This window comes from Aquiflexum sp., assembly GCF_041749095.1.
Classification (GTDB): domain Bacteria; phylum Bacteroidota; class Bacteroidia; order Cytophagales; family Cyclobacteriaceae; genus Aquiflexum.
The window spans coordinates 1-23,597 of the sequence record NZ_JBGTCA010000433.1 but is presented as its reverse complement, the minus strand read 5'-3'; the positions used below and the strand labels follow the sequence as shown (position 1 = coordinate 23,597).

Below are 23,597 nucleotides of genomic sequence, written 5' to 3'. Positions count from 1 at the left end.
AATTAAGTAAAAAGTTGACAATATTGAAGAATTGGGATTACCTTTGATATTGCTTATCGAGAAAGACCGAGGGAAGGGCCCTGAGACGTCTTAGCAACCTGAAAATACAAGGTGCTAATTCCCATTCCGCAAATGGCGGGAGAAGATGAGCGGACGTTAAAATCTCTTTTTCATCCGGTTCTAGCTCGCATAAGCTTTTATTATTCGAAGATTATTATGAATAGAAGCGAGCAATTGATTTTCCTGGCAAATAAAAAAATCCTTATCCTTGACGGTGCCATGGGTACCATGATTCAGCGGTACAAATTGTCCGAGGAGGATTTTAGAACGCCTGAGTTGGCCCGGCATCCAAAGCCCCTGAAAGGCAATAATGATTTACTTTCCATTTCCAGGCCGGACATTATCAAAGCAATACATACAGCTTATCTCGAAGTGGGTGCTGATATTATTGAAACAAATACTTTTAGCGGTACTTCAATTGCCCAGGAAGATTATGGACTTTCGAATCTTGCATACCGGATTAATTTCCAGTCTGCCAAAATTGCCAGGGAAGTAGCAGATGAATTTACAGCCAAAAACCCCGATAAACCAAGATTTGTAGCAGGTGCTCTTGGCCCTACCAATAGAACAGCTTCAATTTCTCCTGATGTCAATGACCCAGGATACAGGGCAATCACTTTCGATCAGCTTTCGGAGGCTTATAAAGAACAGGTTCGGGGATTATTGGATGGAGGTTCTGATATATTATTGGTAGAGACAATTTTTGATACACTAAATGCTAAAGCCGCTTTATTTGCCATTCAGGAGGTGTTTGAAGAAAGAAATATTCCTTTAAATCCGGAGGATGGTGGGATTCCTATCATGATTTCAGGAACCATCACGGATGCTTCAGGCAGGACATTGTCAGGGCAGACCACAGAAGCTTTTTTAATTTCTGTATCGCATGTGCCCTTGTTCAGTGTGGGATTAAATTGTGCCTTGGGTGCAAAAGAATTAAGACCATATTTAAAAGTCTTGGCAGATAATGCACCATTCCTTGTTAGTGCCTATCCCAATGCTGGACTTCCGAATGAGTTTGGGCAGTATGACCAAGACGCAACAGAAATGGCAGCCCAAGTAGAAGAATTCCTAAAAGATGGTTTGATCAATATTTTGGGGGGATGTTGTGGCACTACGCCTGAACATATTGCAGCAATAGCTCAGACCGCACAGAAATATAGCCCAAGAAAACTTGATTTTGTATCAACATTAGATGAGTAGAATCCAAAAACATAACGTAATGAAACTTTCAGGTTTGGAGCCTTTGGTTTTCACTCCTGAAATCAATTTCGTCAACATAGGAGAAAGAACCAATGTAACCGGCTCCAAGAAATTTGCCCGATTGATTCTGAACGGACTTTATGATGAGGCTTTGGAAGTGGCATTGGATCAGGTGAGGGGCGGAGCTCAGATTTTGGATGTGTGTATGGATGAAGGGATGCTTGATGGTGTCGTCGCCATGAAAAAATTCCTGAACCTAATAGCCTCCGAACCGGAAATCAGCCGAATTCCCATTATGATCGATAGCTCAAGGTGGGAGATCATCCTGGAAGGTTTGAAATGCGTTCAGGGAAAAGGCATTGTCAATTCCATCAGCTTGAAAAACGGAGAAAAAGAATTTACCCATCAGGCAAAGACTATTAAAAAATTTGGCGCCGCTGTGGTGGTCATGGCATTTGATGAAGCCGGTCAGGCAGATACCTATCAGCGGAGAATTGATATTTGTAAAAGGAGCTACGACATCCTTGTCAATGAAGTCAGGTTCAATCCTCATGACATAATATTCGATCCCAATATTTTTCCGGTAGCTACCGGAATGGATGAGCACAGGAAAAATGCCCTGGACTTTTTTCACGCCACCCAATGGATCAAGCAGAACCTTACCGGTGCCAAAGTTAGTGGAGGAGTAAGTAATGTCAGTTTCTCATTTAGGGGAAATGATCCTGTGAGAGAGGCCATGCACGCTGCTTTTCTTTATCATGCCATCCGTAATGGAATGGATATGGGGATTGTCAATCCTTCGATGCTGGAGGTGTATGATGATATTCCAAAAGATCTCTTGCAGAAAGTCGAAGATGTCCTTTTTGATAGAAATGAGGATGCGACCGAGGCATTGCTGACATTTGCCGAAACTGTCAAAGCATCCGGAAAAAAGGAAGTGGTCAATGAAGAATGGAGGAATGATCCCATCGAAAAAAGAATTGAACATGCTTTGGTCAAAGGTATCATAGACTTTGTCATTGAAGATACAGAAGAAGCAAGAATTGCTTATAAAAGTCCATTGAAAGTGATTGAAGGGCCATTGATGGATGGAATGAATGTGGTTGGGGATCTGTTTGGAGAAGGCAAAATGTTTCTTCCCCAAGTGGTGAAGTCTGCCAGGGTAATGAAAAAAGCAGTGGCGTATCTAGAGCCATTTATGCCCAAAGTGGGAGACCTTGATTACAATTCGGAACAGAGCAGCATCAAAAAAATCCTTTTGGCTACGGTCAAAGGGGATGTGCATGATATTGGTAAAAATATTGTGGGTGTTGTCCTGGCCTGCAACAGTTATCAAATTATTGATTTAGGTGTCATGGTCGATGCCCAAAAAATCATTGATGAGGCCATCAAAAATCAGGTGGATATCATAGGGCTAAGCGGGTTGATTACGCCTTCCTTGGATGAGATGGTGAACGTAGCTTCGGAAATGGAAAGACAGGGAATGGATATTCCATTGTTGATTGGTGGAGCTACCACATCAAGAATCCATACAGCGGTCAAAATAGACCCGGTGTATAGTGGGATTGTGGTGCATGTGACCGATGCTTCCAAGTCGGTGCCGATTGCAGGTGAGGCGATCAGTGAAGAGACAAAGTCTGATTACAAAATCAAAATCAAAGAAACCTACAGACAGCTTCGGATAGAACATGAGGCAAAACAAATGGTCAAGCAAATGGCCACTTTGGAAGAAGCCAAAGCCAATCCTGTTTACATCGATTGGGAGCATTACGAACCATTGGTTCCAGAACAACTTGGTGAAAAGGTCTGGGAAGAATTGGACCTGTCCATTCTCCGGAATTATATAGATTGGACGCCATTCTTCAGCACCTGGATGCTTTCAGGCAAATACCCCAAGATTTTGGAAGATCCCATTGTTGGCAATGAAGCTAAAAAACTGCTTGCTGATGCCAATAGCATGTTGGACGAGCTGATTGCAGAAAAATGGATTTCTGCTAGGGCTATTGTCAGTTTGTTCCCTGTGAAAAGAGAGGAGGATGATGTAACAGTACTGGATAATGGAAAAGAAACTTCCTTTAAATTCCATTTCCTTCGTCAACAGGGCAAAAAAGGAAAAGGAGTGCCCAACCGTTCTCTCGCGGATTATATCCATCCGGATAAGGTTGATTATTTGGGTGGCTTTGCTGTCACAGCTGGTTGGGGGATTGAAGCTAAATTGGCACAGTTCCAAGAAACACATGATGACTACCATGATATTATGCTGAAAGCATTGGCAGACAGACTGGCCGAGGCAGGTGCAGAATATCTGCATGAGGTCGTCAGAAAAGATCTATGGGGATATGCCAAAAATGAGAATCTCAACAATGATTCTTTGATCAGAGAAGAGTATTTGGGGATTCGTCCAGCACCGGGATACCCTGCATGTCCGGAACATTCAGAAAAGAGGACACTTTTTGACCTGCTTCAGGTGGAGAATAAAACCGGAATTACTTTAACAGACAGCTATGCCATGTATCCCACTTCTTCGGTAAGCGGATTTTACTTTGGACATCCCGAAAGCAAATATTTTGGATTGGGAAAAATAGGGGAGGATCAGGTAGAAGATTACGCCAAAAGAAAAGGAGTGAGCAAAGCGCAGGCAGAAAGATGGTTGTCACCGAATTTAGGATATTCCCCTTCATTACAGATACAGGAAAAATAATATATGAAAATAACAGAATATATCGATCAATCTGAAAAAACACTTTTTTCATTTGAAATCCTACCCCCATTGAAGGGGCAGAGCCTTAATGAGTTGTTGACAGGAATTGAGCCCTTGATGGAATTCAAGCCACCTTTTGTGGATGTGACTTACCATAGGGAAGAGTTTATTTATAAAAAGCATCCCAATGGTTTACTCGAAAAAGTCAGCACCAAGAAAAGACCGGGAACAGTTGGGATCTGTGCGGCGATTATGCACAGATTCAATGTTGAGGCTGTTCCCCATATGCTTTGTGGCGGATTTTCCAAAGAGGAAACAGAAAATGCCCTCATTGATCTCAATTTTATAGGTGTTCAAAATGTACTTGCCTTGAGAGGTGATGCACCAAAAAATGAGGGGAAATTTGTAGCTGAGACAAATGGCCATGAATATACCAAAGACCTCGTCACTCAAATATATGGTATGAATCATGGTAAATACCTACATGAAGAAACTGAGACGGGTTTCCACACAGACTTTTGTGTAGGAGTGGCCGGATATCCTGAAAAACATTTTGAAGCGCCGAGTATGAAGTTTGACCTGAAATTTCTGAAAGAAAAAGTCGATGCAGGTGCCGAATATATTGTTACACAGATGTTTTTTGATAACCAAAAATTCTTCGAATTTGAGAAAAAAGTGAGGGAATTGGGAATTACCGTTCCGATTATTCCGGGATTGAAACCAATTACCACTTTGGGACAAATATCCATGCTTCCGAGGACTTTCTTTTTAGATCTTCCTGATCCACTAATGGACGAACTTGAAAAATGCAAGACCAATGCAGAAGTCAAGCAGGTAGGGATAGAATGGGCTATAGAACAAAGCAAGGAGCTTGTATCGAATGGCACAAGGGTTTTGCATTATTACACCATGAGTAAGGCAGATGCGACGTATAGGATTGCTAAGGAGGTGTTTTAGATTGGAAGATTGGAAGGCCTGCTTGACTGTAGATTGGTTGCGTGCGAATAGTTCATCATTCGATGTTGGATCCGCCAAGGCGGATAAGAATTCAAAAATTAAAAAAATAGGGGTGTGAGGCCATTTGAATATGGTCTTTTTCCTTCCATTTGTTCCTTTTCTCCCATATTCCTAATTTCGAGCCATGATTAAATTGATCGAATGCCCGAGGGATGCCATGCAGGGGCGGAGTGGATTTATAGATACCGCAATCAAGGCTGCTTATATCAATCAGCTTTTGCAGGTTGGGTTTGATACCATTGATTTCGGCTCATTTGTAAGTCCAAAAGCGGTGCCTCAAATGCGGGATACGGAAGAGGTTTTGTCACTACTTGATTTGTTTGATGCCAAATCCAAACTGTTGGGTATTGTTGCCAATAGGAGAGGTGCCGAGGATGCACTTCATTTTGAAGAAATTGATTACCTGGGTTTTCCGCTTTCGGTATCGGAGACTTTTCAGCAAAGAAATACCAATAAATCCATCAGTGAGGCATTGGAAACAGTGGAAGAAATCCAAAACCTTTGCGAGATAAAAGGTAAAACTTTGGTGACTTACCTGAGCATGGGATTTGGGAATCCCTACGGAGATCCGTTTTCGGCTGAGTTGGTGGCTAGGTTTGTTCATCACTTGGATGATTTGGGAATCAAAATCATTTCATTTGCCGATACCATCGGTACTGCCACACCTGAGTTGATTTCCAAGTTATATTCGGTCAATTCGATTGAATTCCCTCAAATTGAATTCGGCCTCCACTTACATACCAATCCACAATTATTGAAACCAAAGATTGCATCGGCAATTCAGGCCGGTTGCAAAAGATTTGACGGAGCCATCAAAGGATTTGGAGGATGTCCATTTGCAGAAGATGAATTGGTGGGAAATGTAGCTACCGAATCCTTGATTGCGATATTGGAAGACAATGGTTTTGCCCTCAACCTGAATAAAATTGAATTCACAGAAGCCATGAAACTTGCCAATGTGGTTTTTCACTGATCAACCAATGAATATCACCGTTAATAGGATAGTGTTTTTTTACCCTTACAATTAGAAATATATTGCCCCTCAATACGGAGTACATGATTAACATTTCCAAAACAGCCAGAAATACAAGGATTCACAGAAGGATACATAAATTGGTCAGTATCACATTCGTTATTTTTTTATTGATCATCGGAATCACTGCAATTCTCCTAGCTTGGAAAAAGGAAATGAAACTGATCCCAAAAACCCAAACCACAAAAGTCGAAAACCCGGGAGATTGGATCAGTTTGGAACAGATGATCATCACAGGTCAGACTTTTATGAGAGACAGCATTGGGAAAAGTGACTTGATTGATAGGGTGGATGTACGTCCTGACAAAGGAATAGCCAAAATTGTTTTCAAGAAACATTTTACTGAAATACAGATTGATGGGTTTTCCGGGGAGGTATTATCCATCAAACAGCGGAATTCTCACTTGGTGGAGAAAATACATGATGGCAGTATATTGGATTTTTTGATGGATTCTGATTCCGAAAATTCCAAAATCATTTATAGTACATTGACTTCTTTGGGATTGATTTTTCTATGCTTTACAGGCTTTTACCTTTGGTATAATCCACGGAAGATGAAAAGATTTAAAAAGAAGCCTGAAATGTAATTCATTGTTTTTCTCTATAGTACCTTCAACTATTTATATTTGTCTTAAAGGTTTTGCTGTATTACCATTAAAAACCCAACACCGATGATTCAAGATGAAATTTTTGATTTTTGGAAATTCTTGGCAGGCATTGGTTTATTCCTTTGGGGAATGCACCAATTGGAAACAGCAATCAAAGAACTTGGCGGCAAATCATTCAGGCATTTACTCCAAAAATTCACTGATACGGCTTGGAAAGGAATCCTTGTTGGTACGCTGATTACCGCAATTCTGCAAAGCAGTTCATTGGTTACGCTGATGGTCCTGGCATTTTTGGGTGCGGGGGTCATTAATTTAAAAAATGCCATTGGAGTTATTATGGGTGCTAATTTGGGAACGACAGTCACAGCATGGATTGTCGCCACTTTGGGTTTTAAATTGAGCGTTGCAGCTTTTTCCATGCCTTTTTTAGGCATAGGCAGTCTGTTGTTTTTATTTGCTTCAAGCAGACCAATTCTTAGGAATTTAGGGGCGTTTTCAGTAGGCTTCGGTCTGTTGTTTTTAGGGCTGGATTTTATGAAAACGGCCATCGAAGCAATAGCAGATCAAATTGACCTGAGTGAATTTCATGCTTATGGTCTTTGGATATACCTTGTGATCGGGCTTGTCATTACTGCCCTGATCCAATCAAGCTCGGCCATGGTGGTAATCATTTTAAGTGCCATGAGTGCAGGTGTGATTGAGCTGACAGAGGGTGCGGTTTTGATTATTGGGGCCAATATAGGAACTACTGTCACCGTGGGTATAGGATCCCTAAACGGACCTGCCGACAAAAAGCGACTGGCATTGGCACATTTCCTTTTTAATGTGATAACAGGATTACTGGTTTTTTCTTTCATCAGACCTTTGATTGACATTACCATGTCTGTTTTTTCTATTTCAGACCCGCTAATGGAGTTGGTGCTACTCAATACGATCATCAATATGATAGGGATTGTCCTGTTTTTTCCTTTCATTTCAAAATTAGAGAAATGGCTCAAAAATCGGTTTTCTCAATTCGAACCAAAAGGAGTTTCAGTTTACACCAAAAATGTAAACCCACAAGTGCCCGAAGCAGCGATAGCCGCATTGGAAAAAGACATCAATTTAGCTTTCGAAAAGACAATTGAGTTTATGATCAATGTATGGAATGTAGGAGAAAGTGAAAAAGGTAATGTTTCTATTTGGAAAAAAATCCTCCAACAGCCTCATGATCTTGCGGAACAATATAAGGAAATCAAAAATCTGGAAGATGAACTGACCAAATACCATCTTCAGGTTCAGGAGGAAAATCTAAGCATCGAGGAGGCACGGAAACTTACCTCCTTGATGTTGGCATTGAGAACCATGGTGTATGGCGCCAAAGACCTTAAAGATGTCATGCACAATATCAATGATATGCAGGATGAGGAAGACAAAATTGTGCGGGAATTCTTTGATAAACTGAAAGGCTTTACATTTGAATTTTTGAAAAAAATCAGGGAATATACCCTTCAGGAAAACTTCCCTGATGAGGTCCCTGATTGGATGGGTGAAAATGCCAGACAATACAAGAAATTCATTTCAGGACTCTACCAAAAAATAAAAACCAATCCAATGGAATTTCCTGTATCTACACTCACCAATGTGATCAAACAGGTAGTATCAGGTATGGATAATTTGGGAAGTTCGGTCATTCATTGGAAACATCAGAAAAAGGATGTGATTGATGTAGGTTAGCAATTGACCGCTTTCTGGACAATAGATAACATTTTTTTTTGCAAATGGTAGGAAGTCCGAAGTAATTAAAACAAAGCATTTATGATGGGAATTCCTTTAAAAATTCGAAAAAAATAAGGCGGAGTTATGCACTCCACCCAGTTCAGGGATTTACGGATACTCATAATATTTACACCATTTTCACACTCAGCACAGGTATATCTGACTTGAACAGCACAGTGTCAGTTGTACCGATCTGATAGGTAGATTTGGCTTTTCTGTTATTGGAAGCAATACCTATAAAGCCGATTTTATTTTTCTTAGCGAATTCCACAATGCCATTTTCAGATTCTTTATGGCTATAGACATGTTTGTGGATAACATGGTCCTCCAATCCTTTGGCATAAGTATCCATTTTGCTTTCGGCCTCTCCTGAATTGATAAAATCAGATGGTGTATTCACAAAAAGAAAATGTACGGATGTTTGAAAATCCTTTAAGATAGGTTTCATTTTCATAAAGGCAGGTCTGGAATCTTCATTGAATTTGGAAGCAAAAGCCATTTTTCTAAGATCATTGCCATTCATGGCTTTTTTTACGGCCAAAACAGGGCAATCTGCATTCCTTAATACTTTCTGGAGGTTTGAACCCACAAATTTTTCGTTGGTATGGCCCATTCCATAGGCTCCGATCACGATAAGATCGGCGGCATGTTTATTCGCGGTATCGACAATTTCCTGATGTGGAACTCCCACTTCAACTACTGCTTCGACAGGTACGGTATTCAGCTTATGGTCCATGATAAATGCCCTTAATTTATCCTTTGCCTCAGCCTCCATATCCAGTATTTTTTGGTTTTGATTTTTCCTCTCTTTGGAAAGATTTTTCCAGTCCAGTTCAGTACTTACCACATTGATCAGTGTAATACTGCTGTTTGATTTCTGTGCTATTTTGAGTGCACTCAAAAACGCATTGTCAGAGTATGAGGAGAAATCAATAGGGACGATTATTCTTTTCATGGCTTTATTGATTTGGATTATTGTTGGTCAAATTTCTATAAATATTTCTTGCAAAATTATGATGAAAGTCATCTAAATTCCTGATTGTTCTTGGGATAAATGATTAGTGGTATGTATAAATTTGATAAACCAAAAATATAAAGCATCATGACTCTCAAAGGGAAATAAGCATTTATTACAGGTGGAGCAGGCGGGATTGGTTTGGCTACCGCTAAAAAATGTATCTGATAGATGGTGGCTTTACAGTCTAAAAGTTAATTGGTTTTGTATATCGAAAAGAGCCGGATGTTTCTTCCAGCTTTTTTTTTTATGTAACTATTATCACTAAATTGATTTTAGTAAACCAATTAATTTATAATAATTTTTAATATGGAATTAGAAGACCTTAAAGGGAAATTACCAAACATCACTGACCCGGATCTTTTGGATGCGATGCTGAAATATGGAACTGTCCATGTTTTTCAGGCAGGTAAAACCATTACCGAACCAGGTCAGTTTATCAAAATGGTTCCGGTGATTTTGGAGGGAGCTATCAAAATTTTGCGCATGGATGAGGATGGGAAAGAACTTTTCCTGTATTATTTAGAGCCAGGAGAGACCTGCGCATTGTCATTGACTTGTTGTTCGGCTTCCAAACCCAGCGAAATCAAAGCCGTAGCAGAAGAAAAAACCACATTGATTGGCATTCCTATCCAAAGGCACGAGGAATGGACAGGTCAGTTCAAGCAATGGAAGGAGTTTGTGGCTTTGACCTATCAGACCAGATTTCAGGAGATGCTCGAAGCTTTGGATGCGGTAGCTTTCAAAAGGATGGATGAAAGATTAATGCGCTACATCGTCACCAAAATGAAGCAGCAAAAATCCAATGAACTTCATACTACCCATCAGGAAATTGCCAATGAATTGGGGACTTCCCGGGAGGTTATTTCAAGATTGCTCAAACAGTTGGAAAAGAAAAAGTGGATAGAATTGAGAAGAAATATCATCTACATCAGAGATGATTTTGAAGAGTTGATGAGTGGTTAGATTCTTTGCTATTTGAATATTGTATTTATTTGATATTGGATTGGGTGGCATAAGGAGAATATTTTTCGAGAATATCATCATCAATGGCATGGTCAAATGCAGACACGGCTGTATTGTCGTCCAGGAAGATGTGGTCAGCACCTACACCTTCCAGCAAAGCCCATCTGTTCAGCACATCTCTCACAGGACCTTTGATACTTGACATGCAGACATCCATTCCTGATTTTCTCCACGTCACAATCCAATCGTTCAGTTCGTGGGCTCCTGTACTGTCAATATTGGTCACGCTTTCCATATTGAATACGATCATTTTCACTTTTTCATTCCTTTCAAGAATCCATTTTTCCAGCTTATCTTTAATATACTCCACATTTGCAAAATAAATGGGCCCATCAATACGAATCATCAGGAGATGCTCCTTGATCTCCAGGTTTTGAAAACGGTCGATATTCCTGAAAATATTTGTCCCGGGAACTCTTCCCAACTGTGCCATATGCGGTCGAGATGCCCTATAGACCACAACCAATAAAGAAAGAGCCATTCCGGAAATGATCCCTATTTCAATTCCCAAGGTCAAGGTGATGACAAATGTTGCGATCAACATGGAAAAATCAGACTTGTCTTTGTGCCATAGATGTACAGGTTGCTTGAGGTCAATCAGGCCTGAAACTGCAACCAGCACGACAGCAGCCAAGATGGCACTGGGTAGATTGTAGAATAATCCTGTGAAAAACAACAACGTCAGAACGATTAAAAAAGCACTGATGATTGAAGCCATGGTTGTTTTCGCACCTGCATCGTTATTGACTGCAGTTCTAGAAAATCCACCTGTAACAGGATATCCCTGAAAAAAGGCCGCTCCAAAGTTAGCTATGCCCAACCCTACCAATTCCTGATTTGAATCCAGGCGGTAATTCTTATGCTTTGCCTGAATGGTCTTGGCCACTGCAAAACTCTCTGCAAATCCTACCAAAGAAATTGTAAAAGCTATCGGGAACAGTGTCTTCCAAGTTGTCAGGTCGAATGAAGGACTTGAAAACGAAGGTAAACCACTTGGCACGTCCCCGACGATTTTTACCCCAAGCCCCGCCAAATCAAATCCTGATACCAAAGCTATCCCGACAATGACCGCAACCAAAGGTGCTGGAAAGCTTTTATGGATTTTTTTACCGTATTTGATTATGATAATTCCAATGAGTCCTATCCCAAAAGTAATCCAGTGGATTTCTCCTATATTTTGGAAGATGGCTACTGCCATTTCCTGAATATGCTCGGAATTGGGAAGATCGATCCGAAAAAGGTGTTTGACCTGACTGAGTCCGATGATGATGGCTGCTGCGGATGTAAAGCCATTGATGACAGGATGAGAAAGAAAATTGACGACGAAGCCCAATCTCAAAATGCCCATTCCAAATTGGATCATTCCGACCAGAAAAGCCAAGGTTAAGGCGTAAAGCAGATATTGTTCGGGGGAGCTTGCATTAAGTCCTGCAATACCGGCGGCTGTCAAAAGGGAAACCATGGCGACAGGACCAACTGCCAATTGCCGGGATGTCCCAAATATGGCATAAAGCAGTAAGGGTACTGTGACCGCATACAGTCCGTGAATTGGTTCCAATCCGGCCAGCATGGCATAGGCCATTCCCTGAGGAATCAACATGATGCCCACTGTCAACCCAGCAGTTAAGTCACCCTGAAGCTCACTGCTCTTATATTGGGGTAACCAATCCAAAATGGGAAGGTATCGTTTGGCTATTTCCGGTACTGTATTTTTCATTGATTGATATCTTGAAGTTAACAAAATTCGGGAACATGCTATTCCATGTCCCAAGTCCAGCCACAAAATTCAATAATTCTGTCTTCGTTGACGGTGATGTTTGTTACAAGAAAAAAACCACCCTTTTGAGGTGGTTTTTTATAGGAATCAGTGGTCAATTAATTTAAGAACTCATCAAATGTAAGCGATACAAAGTACATGGTTCCGACAGTGGGGTTACCCCAAGCCTGACGGTATCCAGTGCTGTTGAAAAGGTTGGATCCACCGACTTTGATGATGGATTTTAGGCTTTTGAGTTTATAACTCACCTGCGCGTCAAAGGTGCTGAATGCGGGCATGACAGAAAGCATCTGGGTAGTAACAGCAGGTGCTACAAATGAAGACTGCCATACAAACTCATCCTGCCATCTCCAAGCAACCGCAAATCCGATGTTTTTGTATGCGATGTTTCTGTTTCCAAATGTGAAGTTGGTCCTGTATTCAGGCGTGTTAAAGGAAGGCTGGAAACCACCCAAATCTTCAATATTGGATAGTTTGTTGAATGATACGTTACCACCAATGGTGTAGTTTTTAGGTAACTGATAGTCCATTCCCAAAGCCCATCCATAAGATTTGATGATTTCCTGACGGTTGACGGGCATGGAGAATACATTTCTGGTGTTTGCACTCAATAGGTTCAAACCAAGGGTAGAAGCAGGCCCAGGTCCTGGATTACGATCCTGAACAAGTACCTGTCCTCCGATAAAGTTCTCGAACCTGTTGTAGTAGTAATATCCATCTATCATCAATTTATCACCTGCTACAAGACTCTTATAACCAATCTCATAGGATCTGACTATTTCAGGCTGGAATGGTCTTACTTCGTATTCTTGTTTTAGGTTTTGGTTTCTTTGTGCCGCAATTACAGGTATGGCCTGTGCGACAGCAGCCAATAATGCTGGGTCATTTGGTGCTGTTCCTGGAGGGAATTGGTCACGAATTATTCCATATACTTCTTGCTGGAAAGCAGGATTCTGAGCCAATTGCTGGATAGCTCCTCCAAACTGGGTCACTGTTGCCAAAGAATAGACAGGATTGGTATTGAAATTATACCTGTTTCTTAAAAATGGAAGACCACCGATCAATCTTGCCTGTGGAGTCATTAAATCAATATATTGGTCCTGAGTGGTAGGAATTCTAAAACCTGTTTGGTAGGAAGCCCTGAAATTATGTTGGCCTGCTGTGTAAACAGCCGATAGCCTAGGAGACCATTGGCCATCAAAATTTTCGTTTTTATCATAACGAACAGATGCTGTTATTTTCAAGTTGTCATTGATCAATCTTTTGGAGCCTTGTAAATAACCTCCATATTCATTGATGGAAAATTCATCACCATTTTCCTGGGTGGCAAATAAAGTACCCTCAGAATTCAATGAATAAAGTCTATAATTTGCGCCCATGACAAAATCGGCCCAAGTCACATCTTTGAAAGTATAAGAACCTTCTAAATGGTAAAGGTTGGTTTTGTCTACGAATCTTGCGCCTACTCCTTGGGCATTTCCAGGGATTGGTCTGGATCGTACATCTGCCAATGCCTGATTGAACTGGGCCGAACCAGGTTCATACCTTCCCTGATCTGCAAATGCCCTTGCTGCGGCATGAGCCGCAGATGCATTAGCCCCTTGACTTGCTGCTGTTGCATAAGCTGTTGCATATTGTGGAAACCATGAACCCGCTAAATTTGCAGTATTAAGACTTGGTTTCCAAGCTTCATTAATTCCTTGGGCAGCAATGCCTACTGCATAAGTATCTCCAGATCTTTCCTGAGTGGTGTATGCTCGTACAAACCAATTTGCACCCTTCAACTCTGCTTTGTATTGACCGATATTGAATCCTGTAATGGAATAGCGGTCTGCACCAGTGAATACGGTGGTACCTGCACCATAATTTCCCTGAAATATGGCTTCAACCCTGTCATTTAATCTCCAATGAAGGGCTGCATTCAGTTTTATGGATTTTGCACCGTAGTCTGCTAAGTCCCTTTCATTATAACCTGTTCGGGAAACAAAAGTGCCGGTGGGGATTACTCCTGGCGCAAATAGACTTATGTCCACTGCAGTTTCATCTCCGTAAACGTTGACCCCATTGTATCCTGGGTTATTTTGTCTGGTACCACCTTCAATTGTAGATCCGTTCAATAAAGACTGGTCCCTAAAATCATTGGCCTGCCAATCATCTGCTCTCAGGTAATTGAAATTGACTTTTAAAGCGACTTTATCATTGAAAGCAGTAGCATACCTTGCAGCAAAATCATAAAATCCAGTGGTGGGATTGCTTCTTTGTCCTTGATCCATTACACCGGTTTTTATCTGGGCCGAAAATCCCTGATACTGGAAAGGATTTTTACTGTTCATTAAAAGGATCCCATTGATGGCATTGGGTCCATAGAGGGCAGAGGATGCACCTGGTAGCAATTCCAAGCTTTCAAGATCCAATTCCGAAATACCGGCAATATTGCCCACTGAAAAGTTCAATCCGGGTGCCTGATTGTCCATTCCATCTATGAGTTGGACAGTCCTTACGTTTCCATTGGCATTGAATCCTCTTGTGTTGAATGATTTGAAAGTGAGAGATTGGGTGCTCATTTCCACTCCTTTCATGTTATTCAAAGCATCATAAAAGTTGGCCTGAGGAGCTTCTCTGATGGAAATGATATCCATCCTTTCGACTGTCACGGGGGACTGAAGGACATTTTCTTCGATTCTTGAGGCTGAAACAATCACTTCTTGCCCGAGGATGGAAGCTTCTGCCAAGGTTACCTGAAGGTTAGAGACATTGGAATCTGTGATTTCCACTTCCTGACTTGAAAACCCTACCATTGAAAAGATAAGTGTCAATGGAGGTGCCTGGTTAACTCGCAAAGTGAAATTACCATTCAGGTCAGAAATGGTACCTACAACTTTACCTTTTACCACAATGTTGACACCAATAAGTGTCTCTTTAGTTCCTTCTTCGGTCACCTGTCCTGAAATTGTTGTCGTCTGGGCAAAAACTTCAGCAGTACTAAGGGAAACTAATGCAAGAAGTAGGAATACTCCCTGGCTAAAACTTTTAGTAAAATTTTGCATAAGGTATATTGGGTTAATTGTTAATTTGATTATCGCCAAATAATAAGCCATTAATTTGGGGGAAATTTAGATTAAAATACCAATTATCAATATCATTCACCAAAAAAAATTTTTAACAAATATTAATAGAATTATAAATTTATTTGAAACCTACTCATTATCAAAAGGAAAAATGCAAACTGTGAATTAATTTTTGGGAAAAATTAATAGGGTTGACAGACATTTAGCGAATAATGTATGTTTCTTTTGGAGGAAGGAGGTGCGTCATTGCGAGGAGCACTTGGGAAAATATTAATATTTTGAATAATCCTTCGTGCGACGTGGCAATCTCTTTAGGGATGAAGGAGGAGGGATTAAATAAAAATGTCAAAAAAAGACCCTGATTGGATTCAGGGTCAAATTGTTATTTAGAAGACTTTTTGTTTTCCTCATTGACATGCTTGACAAGTTTATCACAAAGGATTTTTATTTCTTCGGAGATAAATTCATCTCCGGTACTGTTCAGAATTGTCTGGCCCATTCCTCCCAAGATATCTATGTAGAAGCGTTTCATTTCCACCACCGACATATCTTCTGTCCAAAGGTCAATCCTCAATGTACTTTGGTTTAAGTTATCCCAAACATTGAGACTGATGCTTTTTGTGGATTCGGCACCTTCTTCTTCCTTGTCAGACGCATCCCATTGTATTTTTTTCGGAAGGTTTTTTTCATCGAGTTCAATCGAAAATTTTATTTCAGAGTTTTTCATTATTGGATTGGTGATTTTTATTGTAAAACCAGTGCTTTGTTAAGGATGAATTGACAATCTTTCTCCTGACGCAAGGACGCAAAGAAGGAAAACTTGAATCTTTGCGCAATGGTGATAACCTTTAAATGTTAGAGTTAATTTAACACTAGGAAAAAGAATCATACTCATCAAAATATAGTTCCGGCTTTGGTATAAAGATTCAAAAATAATTATCCTTGATTAAACTGCATTTCAGGAATGTCCCCTTCTATGACCAATCTCCCCTCGGTTTTTTCCATGATTTCATCCACGCTTACTCCCGGGGCCCTTTCCAGTAATTTAAATCCACCTTCAGGAAGAACATCCAGAACAGCAAGGTCAGTCACTATCTTTTTGACACAGCGAATACCTGTAATCGGAAGGGTACATTCTTTCAGAAGTTTGGATTGACCGTCTTTGCTGCAATGCTGCATGGCGACTATGATATTTTCGGCAGAAGCTACCAGGTCCATCGCCCCACCCATCCCTTTTACCATTTTTCCGGGAATCTTCCAGTTGGCAATATCCCCATTCTCAGAAACCTCCATGGCACCCAATATAGTTAAATGTACATGACCGCCCCGTATCATGGCAAAAGATTCGGAGGAATTGAACAATGCTGAACCCTTTGTCATCGTGATGGTCTGTTTTCCGGCATTGATCAGATCAGGATCAATTTTCTCTTCTACAGGGAAGGGGCCTATTCCCAAAAGCCCGTTCTCAGATTGCAGGACGACTTCAAGATGGTCAGGGATATAATTGGCCACCAAAGTTGGAATACCAATTCCCAGGTTGATGTATTGTCCGTTTCTGATTTCTTTAGCTATTCTCTGCGCTATTTGGGTTTTGTCCAGCATGGGAGTTGATAATTTTTATTGTCCAGTTGTTTGGTTCCCCGAAATTTTTCGGGACAAGCTTGTGTCTCAGTCTCTATAGATGTCTCTCCCGTACTGCTGTCGGGATCGACATGACAAGGAAAGGCCCATTTTTAAACTTTTCGCCTTCTTATATCAATTCGTTATTTTCTTTACTATTGGGTCTGATTATAAATGTCTAGCATCTCGCCTCTCGCCTCTAATTTCTAAATTCTTGGCTCTTGTATCTTGTATCTTGTTTCTAAACTCTCGCTTCTCGCTTCTACCCTTCATCCCTCATCCTTCATCCTTCCTTCACACTTTATCCTTCCCAAATCTAAAATCTAAAATCTAAAATCTACCTTCTACCCTCATCCCTTCATCCCTCTACCTTCATCCCTCATCCTTCTACTCTCACCGTCCTCTGCTCAATCCTTTTCTCATATCCTTCCCCTTGAAAGATTCTTTGCACATAAATCCCGGGGGTATGGATCTGATTGGGGTCAAGTTCTCCGGCGGGCAACAGTTCCTCAACTTCTGCGATAGTGATTTTTCCGGCTGAGGCCATCATGGGATTGAAATTGCGGGCAGTTCCTTTATATATCAGGTTTCCTGCTGTGTCGCCTTTCCATGCTTTGACAAATGCAAAGTCAGCTTTGATCCACCTTTCCAATAAATAGAGTTTGCCGTCAAACTCCCTGATTTCCTTGCCATCGGCTACTTCAGTGCCAACTCCAGCGGGGGTAAAAAATGCAGGGATTCCTGCCCCACCTGCTCTGATTCTTTCTGCCAATGTTCCTTGCGGCAAGAGCTCCACCTCCAATTCCCCGCTGAGCAGTTGCCTTTCAAATTCAGCATTTTCCCCCACATAGCTGGAAATCATTTTTTTGACCATGCGCTTTTTGAGCATCAGACCAATCCCAAAATCATCCACTCCGGCGTTGTTGGAGACACAGGTAAGACCACTCAGATCTTTTTCCAAAAGTGCGCGGATGGAATTCTCAGGAATACCGCAGAGGCCAAAACCTCCAAACATCAATACCGCATCCGAAAAGACATCCTTTACAGCTTCTCTTGCATTGGCTATGGTTTTATCGATCATTGAAAAGAATATTAATTGGTTAAAATTGGGTCAAAATCCGTTTGGCTTCTTGTTTGTCCTTCTCCAATTGATTTTGGAGGGATTCAAGTCCGGAAAACCTGAACTCCGGTCTCAAATAAGATTTGAGGTAAACACTGATTCTTTTATCATATAGGTCACCGTTGAAATCAAACAAATGTACTTCTATGGTCTGACTACTTCCGTTTACGGTCGGTCGGTTGCCTATGTTGAGCATTCCACCATGGGTTTTGCCTTCAATTTCCACTTTAACGGCATAGGCACCATCACAGGGGATGAGTTTATAATCATGTGTAATGTGGACATTGGCTGTGGGGAATCCAATTGATCGGCCAAGTTGCTGACCTTTGATGATGATCCCATTCAGTTCATAATCCCTACCAAGGTATTCGTTTGCAATGTTTACTTTTCCCTCCTCCAAAGCCTTCCGGATTTTGGTACTTGAAACGCCAACATTGTCCACATCTTCCCTAGAGATTTCCTCTAGATCAAAATTATACTGCATGATGTTGGATTTAAGGTATTCAAAACTTCCTTCTCTGTTTTTTCCGAACCTGTGGTCATATCCTATGACCAATTTACGGGTTTGAATTTTATCGATCAGTATATTTCTGATAAACTGTTCTGAACTCAGTTCTGAAAATTCCTTTGTAAATGGGATTGTCAGTAGATGGTCAATACCGAGATTTCTGAGAAGCCTGGTTTTTTCTTCAAAAGTGGTCAACAAACGCAGGTTGTGTTCATTGGGATAAAGTACCATCCGGGGATGTGGCCAAAATGAAATGAGAACAGTTTCTCCATTGATTTCATCTGCCAATTCTCTGATTCTGCTCAATATTTTTTGATGGCCGAGATGAACCCCGTCAAAAGTACCACTTGTGACGACAGGGTTTTTTACCCGATCAAAATGTTCTATGCCCTCATAGATTTTCATTCTGTCTGTTTTTGATTTTTTCTATCAGATCCATAAGATCAAAAGCGTCTTCCAGCCTAAACTCCCCAATCCTTGTCCTTGTCAAAAAGGACATGTAAGCTCCGGTTTCCAATATTTCACCCAAATCCCTTGCGAGGCTTCGGATATAAGTGCCTTTGGAACAAACTATCCTGAAATGTACTTCAGGGTTTTCAAATTTAACAATTTCGAATTCTGAGACAGTGACAGGTCTTGCGTCCATTTTTACTTCTTCTCCTTTCCGTGCAGATTCATAAACTCTTTTACCGCCCACTTTTATCGCCGAATGCATGGGAGGTACCTGCATGATATCACCTGAGAGTTGCTTGGTGGCTGATTCTACGTCGGCTATGGTCAAATGGGAGGGATCGGCCACTTCGATGATTTCCTTTTCAAGGTCAAAACTTTCGGTGGTTTTGCCTAAAACAAAGACCCCTGTGTATTCTTTTTCCTTAGCCATGTAAGACTCTATGGATTTGGTTTTTTTACCCACACAGACAATCAGGAGCCCTGTTGCCAATGGATCCAAAGTGCCGGCATGTCCTACTTTTTTGATCCTTAGGGCATTTCTGACTTTTTTGACGACGTCAAAAGAGGTCCATTGGTAAGGTTTGTCGATGAGAAAAACTTCTCCGTAAGGTTCTTCCTGCATGTTACATATATAATCCTGCAAAGATGGCTGACAGACCAACGATGGTACAATAAATTGCAAAATAGGTCAATTTACTTTTTCTCACCAATTGGATCATCCAGGTACATGCAAAAATACCCGCAATAAAAGCAGCTATAAATCCGGCAGAGAGGTAACCAAAACTTGCTTCATTATAAGTCAATTCCCCGTCAAGAATATCCTTTGCGATTTTTCCTATAATCAACGGTACTACCATCAGAAATGAAAATCTCGCTGCCTTGTTTTTGTCAATTCCCAGTAGGACTGATGTTGAAATCGTAGCGCCGGCTCTTGAAATTCCCGGTAGCATGGCCACTGCCTGTGACAAACCTACCAACACGGAGTTGGTAAAACTCACAGGCTTCCCAGTATCCTTTGCACGATCCGCCAGGAATAGCAGCAAAGCAGTAATCAATAACATAAAGCCAACAAAAACAATTTTACCACCGAAAAACTGCTCCAATTGCTCTTCAAAAAACAAACCAATGATGACAGCGGGAATCATGGAAAGGATGATTTTTACCGTGAATTGGGTTTCTTCATTCCATTGGAATTTAAGCAGTCCGATTACGATTTCTACAATATCTTTCCTGAACACCACTATGGTGGCTAAAGCAGTAGCAAAATGTAATACTACCGTGAACATAAGACTTTCTTTAGGGATTTTGTCATCACCCAAAATAGCAGAACCCAATTCCAAATGCCCACTGGAGGAAACAGGCAAAAACTCAGTCAGTCCCTGGATTATCCCAAGGATGATTGCATCAATGATTTCCATAGAAAATTATTTTTTTTCAGAACGGTAAAAAATAGCATAGAACTCAAAAATGAATCCAGCCAAAGTAATGATGGGGCCTAAGGTAAGACCCAAAAAGCCAAAACCATGTGGTGCACTATCCATCCCAATGATGATAAATCCCAAAGCAATAATGCCAATGCCTATCAGCATGAGGAGGTAGTTCTTTTTGGTAAATGCAAATTGTGGGTTGTTCATATTAATATAATTCGTCCAAAGACATGTTTAAATATTTGTTTACAGCCTGTAAAGTACTGAATACCGAAAGTAGGATACCGATCAAAATCAATGCACCAAAAAGGCCATATAATAAGTTGTAATCCTGAAGCAATGCAAATCCATCAATGTTGGCCTTGGTGTATTCAATAATGCCAAACAAAAGCACAGAGGCAATCAGACCTGCAAGTAAGCCAAAAACCAATGCCCTGCCCAAAAAAGGTTTTCTTATAAAACCCCTTGTTGCCCCTACCAATTGCATACTCCTGATTAGGAATCGTTGGGAGAACAGCGCCAGTCTGATGGTATTATTGATCAACATTACCACGGTGAAAACCAGAATAAGTATAAAACCTCCCATGACCAGGGCCACTTTGAACAGATTCTGGTTGATGGATTCTACCAGGTCAGACATGTAGGTCACCTCAAAAATCCCATCAATAGATTCTATCTCTTTGACGATTTCTTCAATGAGTTCGGCCGTCTGATATTCTTCTGCAATGGCAATGGTGTAACTGTCCCTAAGTGGATTGTCATCCAGAAATTTTGTGAAGTCTTCCCCGGTACTTTCCAGAAATGATTGGGCTGCTTCTTCCTGAGAAATAAATGAAATGCCGGATTTACCTTCTTTTTGAAGGATATATGGTTTGGATTCCAGCAAACTCCCGATTTGGGTTTTGTCTGCATCGGTTATGTTTTTATTTAGGAAGACCTGGATTTCGATATTTTCTCTAATAATGCTTGTCAGGGTCTTGGCCTGAATAACAATCACTCCAAAAAGACCTAAAATAAATAGGGAAAGGGTAGTGCTGAAAAGTACTGAAATAAATTTAAATCTCCCCAGCTTGGTTTTTTTTCTTGGATTTACCCTCATGTCGTGAATTAGAATTGTGTCAAAATTAAACAGCTTGGGTTACTAAACCAATCTTAATCTATGAAATTGACTGGAATAACTTTTTTTTCTGCAATTACAAAGGCCTTGTCATTTTTGCCGCATTTCATGATGTACAATCCGGTAAATCTCCCAAATGCAGGTAGGATGATCTGATTGGGGGAAACAAAGTAGCAGGGCAGGGTAAGTTTTTGCCTCCCTGTTCCGTAAAGAGAAATGCCGGGATGTATATGTCCACATAGGTTGATTTTTTCCGCAGGGATATTTGTCATCGGTTTATGGGATAATATCATTTGCCCTAATGCCAGTGATTCTGTATGCACCTCCCATATATCCGAACGGTAAACCATCTCAGGAAGTATGTCATGGTTTCCTTTGATCAGGTGAAAGTAGGTTTCAGGATGATATTCGGCAAAGGTTTCAAGGTCGCTCCACCCAATGTTCAGATCACTGTGGAACAAATCTCCCAAAAAATAGAGATGAAGAGGCTTGTATTTTTGTATCAGTTTTTGAATGATCATGAGATCCCCAATATGCAATTTCTCCGAAACCGGAATGCCGGCTTTTCTAAAATGTGCTGCCTTTCCAAAATGAGGGTCAGCAATCAAGAGCGAACTGAGTGCGTCAATATAGATTGCCTTTTCAGGAAGTAGTTGGATTGAAAGGTCCCCCCATTGCATAATAAAACTTCCCATTTTTTTCACTTCATCCATCAAATCCAAAAGTAAACGGTCTCATACCCATTGCTTTATGATATTCACCAAACAATTGAGTCAAATCCCGTTTATAAATGTATAATTTCAGTTTAATTAAAGGGCAAATAAAAATCAAAATGACCATGAAAAGATATATTTTAATTTTCACTTTCCTGTTTTTTTCGGGAATAACACTCTCGGCTTATTCCCAAGCTGCTGATGCTATTGTTGGAAAATGGTACAATACTGAAAAAGATGCGCAGGTGGAGATATTCAAAGAGGGCGGGAAATACCACGGCAAAATTGTATGGTTACAGGATCCAAAAGAAAATGGAAAACCCAAAACAGACAAAAACAATTCCGATAAATCCAAAAGGGACAGACCGATTATGGGCATGAAGCTTTTGACAGATTTTGAACATAAAGGCCGTACCTGGGAAAACGGAACCATTTATGATCCAAAAAATGGTAAAACCTATTCCTGCATCATAAAGAAAAAAGATAATAAGACGCTTGAGGTTCGGGGATATGTGGGTATTTCCTTAATTGGAAGGACAGTGGAGTGGACTAAAGCTGAGTAGAGGAGGAAAATAACGATTATAACTAGGTTGGGTCATTTATTGATTCAGCTTTTTTTATTGAAAAATGGCACAAATCCAATTAATCATCCATATTGTTCCGCAGGTTTTACTATTGCAGGTGATAATTGCTTTATTTGTTTTGTTTTTTGCGAAAATCGAAAAATAGCTTTGGATAACATATCGGATGGACTTCGGTAAATTTATTTCATGCGGAGAGGTTGATTAAAAGCCTGAGTCCAAATTATCCACTTTAATATCCAAAGCTATGAACACTTTACTTGTATTCTTGATATTGCTTGTAGGTCATCCAGAATCAGTGAAAACCGACACTACTTTTTTTGATCAAAATTTCAAACACGCACTTGATTCTAGGGAGGACTCCGTCTCTAACGTTGATATGGAGTTTACCAAATACAAGCATAGAAATATTATTTCTAATTCAGGAATACCTATGGAGGCGGGGCAGTTTGAATGGAAGAATATTTACCTTCTATTTAATCAGTTTGGTTTAGGAATCACCGATAAATTTTCTGCAAATGCTTCATTCTTGATTATTCCTGACCTAGGGATTGTTTCTGATTTTGAAATTGCGTATTTAATTAGTACATCATATGCAGTATGGCAAAAAGAAAATATTTATTATTTAAAAGTTTCTGGTTTTGTGGGTAAAGGACCTTTGCCTCAATTTAGCCAACCGGGTTTTTTTGGATTTTATGCATCCAACACCATTGGAAATCCGAGGAATAACTTCTCTTTCGGAATTGGTTATGGGAAGAGTTTTATTACCAAGGAATACAGTTATGATACCGGAGG

20 protein-coding genes, 1 pseudogene and 1 riboswitch are annotated in these 23,597 nt (G+C 40.5%); of the genes and pseudogenes, 9 read left to right on the top strand and 12 right to left on the bottom strand.

Annotated features, from left to right (window positions below; genetic code table 11):
- Positions 1-50: 50 nt before the first annotated feature.
- Positions 51-152: riboswitch (SAM riboswitch) on the top strand.
- A gap of 64 nt (positions 153-216) precedes the next feature.
- The 6 genes from ACEW8O_RS19980 to ACEW8O_RS19955 all read left to right on the top strand — a co-directional run bounded on the left by ACEW8O_RS19980 (position 217) and on the right by ACEW8O_RS19955 (position 8,335).
- Positions 217-1,260 (top strand): homocysteine S-methyltransferase family protein, encoded by a 1,044-nt coding sequence (locus ACEW8O_RS19980; RefSeq protein WP_373496393.1) that lies wholly within the window; start codon positions 217-219, stop codon positions 1,258-1,260.
- Positions 1,253-3,961: a methionine synthase gene (gene metH / locus ACEW8O_RS19975; RefSeq protein ID WP_373496392.1), complete on the top strand. Its 2,709-nt coding sequence runs from the start codon at positions 1,253-1,255 to the stop codon at positions 3,959-3,961. Before ACEW8O_RS19980 ends, metH begins: the two co-directional genes overlap by 8 nt.
- Positions 3,962-3,964: 3 nt before the next feature.
- Positions 3,965-4,918, top strand: a complete 954-nt coding sequence (metF, locus tag ACEW8O_RS19970; RefSeq protein WP_373496391.1) for a methylenetetrahydrofolate reductase [NAD(P)H] — start codon at positions 3,965-3,967, stop codon at positions 4,916-4,918.
- Between the two features lie 184 nt (positions 4,919-5,102).
- Complete coding sequence (locus tag ACEW8O_RS19965) at positions 5,103-5,951, top strand: hydroxymethylglutaryl-CoA lyase (RefSeq protein WP_373496390.1); 849 nt, start codon at positions 5,103-5,105, stop codon at positions 5,949-5,951.
- Between the two features lie 83 nt (positions 5,952-6,034).
- A complete protein-coding gene (locus ACEW8O_RS19960; RefSeq protein ID WP_373496389.1) occupies positions 6,035-6,598 on the top strand; it encodes a PepSY domain-containing protein in 564 nt (187 codons plus the stop codon).
- A gap of 84 nt (positions 6,599-6,682) precedes the next feature.
- Entirely contained in the window at positions 6,683-8,335 is a 1,653-nt protein-coding gene (locus ACEW8O_RS19955) for a Na/Pi cotransporter family protein (RefSeq protein WP_373496388.1), read from the top strand.
- A 169-nt stretch (positions 8,336-8,504) separates the two neighbouring features.
- Here the strand turns inward: ACEW8O_RS19955 and ACEW8O_RS19950 are convergent, their stop codons facing one another.
- Complete coding sequence (locus ACEW8O_RS19950; RefSeq protein WP_373496387.1) at positions 8,505-9,332, bottom strand: universal stress protein; 828 nt, start codon at positions 9,330-9,332, stop codon at positions 8,505-8,507.
- A gap of 369 nt (positions 9,333-9,701) precedes the next feature.
- On the opposite strand from ACEW8O_RS19950, the gene ACEW8O_RS19945 reads away from it, so the two are divergent.
- Positions 9,702-10,358, top strand: a complete 657-nt coding sequence (locus ACEW8O_RS19945) for a Crp/Fnr family transcriptional regulator (RefSeq protein ID WP_373496386.1) — start codon at positions 9,702-9,704, stop codon at positions 10,356-10,358.
- A gap of 25 nt (positions 10,359-10,383) precedes the next feature.
- Here ACEW8O_RS19945 and ACEW8O_RS19940 read toward each other — a convergent pair whose 3' ends face one another.
- The 11 genes from ACEW8O_RS19940 to pdeM form a co-directional block, all read right to left on the bottom strand.
- Entirely contained in the window at positions 10,384-12,135 is a 1,752-nt protein-coding gene (locus ACEW8O_RS19940; RefSeq protein WP_373496385.1) for a SulP family inorganic anion transporter, read from the bottom strand.
- A gap of 158 nt (positions 12,136-12,293) precedes the next feature.
- Complete coding sequence (locus tag ACEW8O_RS19935; protein WP_373496384.1) at positions 12,294-15,242, bottom strand: carboxypeptidase-like regulatory domain-containing protein; 2,949 nt, start codon at positions 15,240-15,242, stop codon at positions 12,294-12,296.
- A 403-nt stretch (positions 15,243-15,645) separates the two neighbouring features.
- The gene (gene gldC / locus ACEW8O_RS19930) at positions 15,646-15,990 is read right to left on the bottom strand and encodes a gliding motility protein GldC (RefSeq protein ID WP_373496383.1); all 345 of its coding nucleotides are present in this window, start codon (positions 15,988-15,990) and stop codon (positions 15,646-15,648) included.
- Between the two features lie 209 nt (positions 15,991-16,199).
- Complete coding sequence (locus ACEW8O_RS19925; protein WP_373496382.1) at positions 16,200-16,865, bottom strand: 3-oxoacid CoA-transferase subunit B; 666 nt, start codon at positions 16,863-16,865, stop codon at positions 16,200-16,202.
- A 397-nt stretch (positions 16,866-17,262) separates the two neighbouring features.
- Complete coding sequence (locus ACEW8O_RS19920; protein ID WP_373496381.1) at positions 17,263-17,964, bottom strand: CoA transferase subunit A; 702 nt, start codon at positions 17,962-17,964, stop codon at positions 17,263-17,265.
- 19 nt (positions 17,965-17,983) lie between these two features.
- On the bottom strand, positions 17,984-18,916 hold the full coding sequence (locus tag ACEW8O_RS19915) for a bifunctional riboflavin kinase/FAD synthetase (RefSeq protein ID WP_373496380.1): 933 nt from the start codon (positions 18,914-18,916) through the stop codon (positions 17,984-17,986).
- Positions 18,903-19,586: a tRNA pseudouridine(55) synthase TruB gene (truB, locus tag ACEW8O_RS19910; protein WP_373496379.1), complete on the bottom strand. Its 684-nt coding sequence runs from the start codon at positions 19,584-19,586 to the stop codon at positions 18,903-18,905. Before truB ends, ACEW8O_RS19915 begins: the two co-directional genes overlap by 14 nt.
- A gap of 1 nt (position 19,587) precedes the next feature.
- Complete coding sequence (locus ACEW8O_RS19905) at positions 19,588-20,382, bottom strand: undecaprenyl-diphosphate phosphatase (protein WP_373496378.1); 795 nt, start codon at positions 20,380-20,382, stop codon at positions 19,588-19,590.
- Positions 20,383-20,388: 6 nt separating this feature from the next.
- Entirely contained in the window at positions 20,389-20,598 is a 210-nt protein-coding gene (locus ACEW8O_RS19900; RefSeq protein WP_373496377.1) for a DUF3098 domain-containing protein, read from the bottom strand.
- 1 nt (position 20,599) lies between these two features.
- Positions 20,600-21,490 carry a cell division protein FtsX gene (locus ACEW8O_RS19895; protein ID WP_373496376.1) on the bottom strand — a complete coding sequence of 297 codons (891 nt, stop codon included), beginning with the start codon at positions 21,488-21,490 and terminating at the stop codon, positions 20,600-20,602.
- Between the two features lie 53 nt (positions 21,491-21,543).
- Complete coding sequence (gene pdeM, locus ACEW8O_RS19890; protein WP_373496375.1) at positions 21,544-22,203, bottom strand: ligase-associated DNA damage response endonuclease PdeM; 660 nt, start codon at positions 22,201-22,203, stop codon at positions 21,544-21,546.
- A gap of 143 nt (positions 22,204-22,346) precedes the next feature.
- Between pdeM and ACEW8O_RS19885 the strand changes: the two genes are divergently transcribed.
- Both ACEW8O_RS19885 and ACEW8O_RS19880 read left to right on the top strand, forming a co-directional pair.
- Entirely contained in the window at positions 22,347-22,784 is a 438-nt protein-coding gene (locus tag ACEW8O_RS19885; protein ID WP_373496374.1) for a DUF2147 domain-containing protein, read from the top strand.
- A gap of 397 nt (positions 22,785-23,181) precedes the next feature.
- Positions 23,182-23,597 (top strand): annotated as a pseudogene (locus tag ACEW8O_RS19880) (hypothetical protein); the annotation flags it as partial.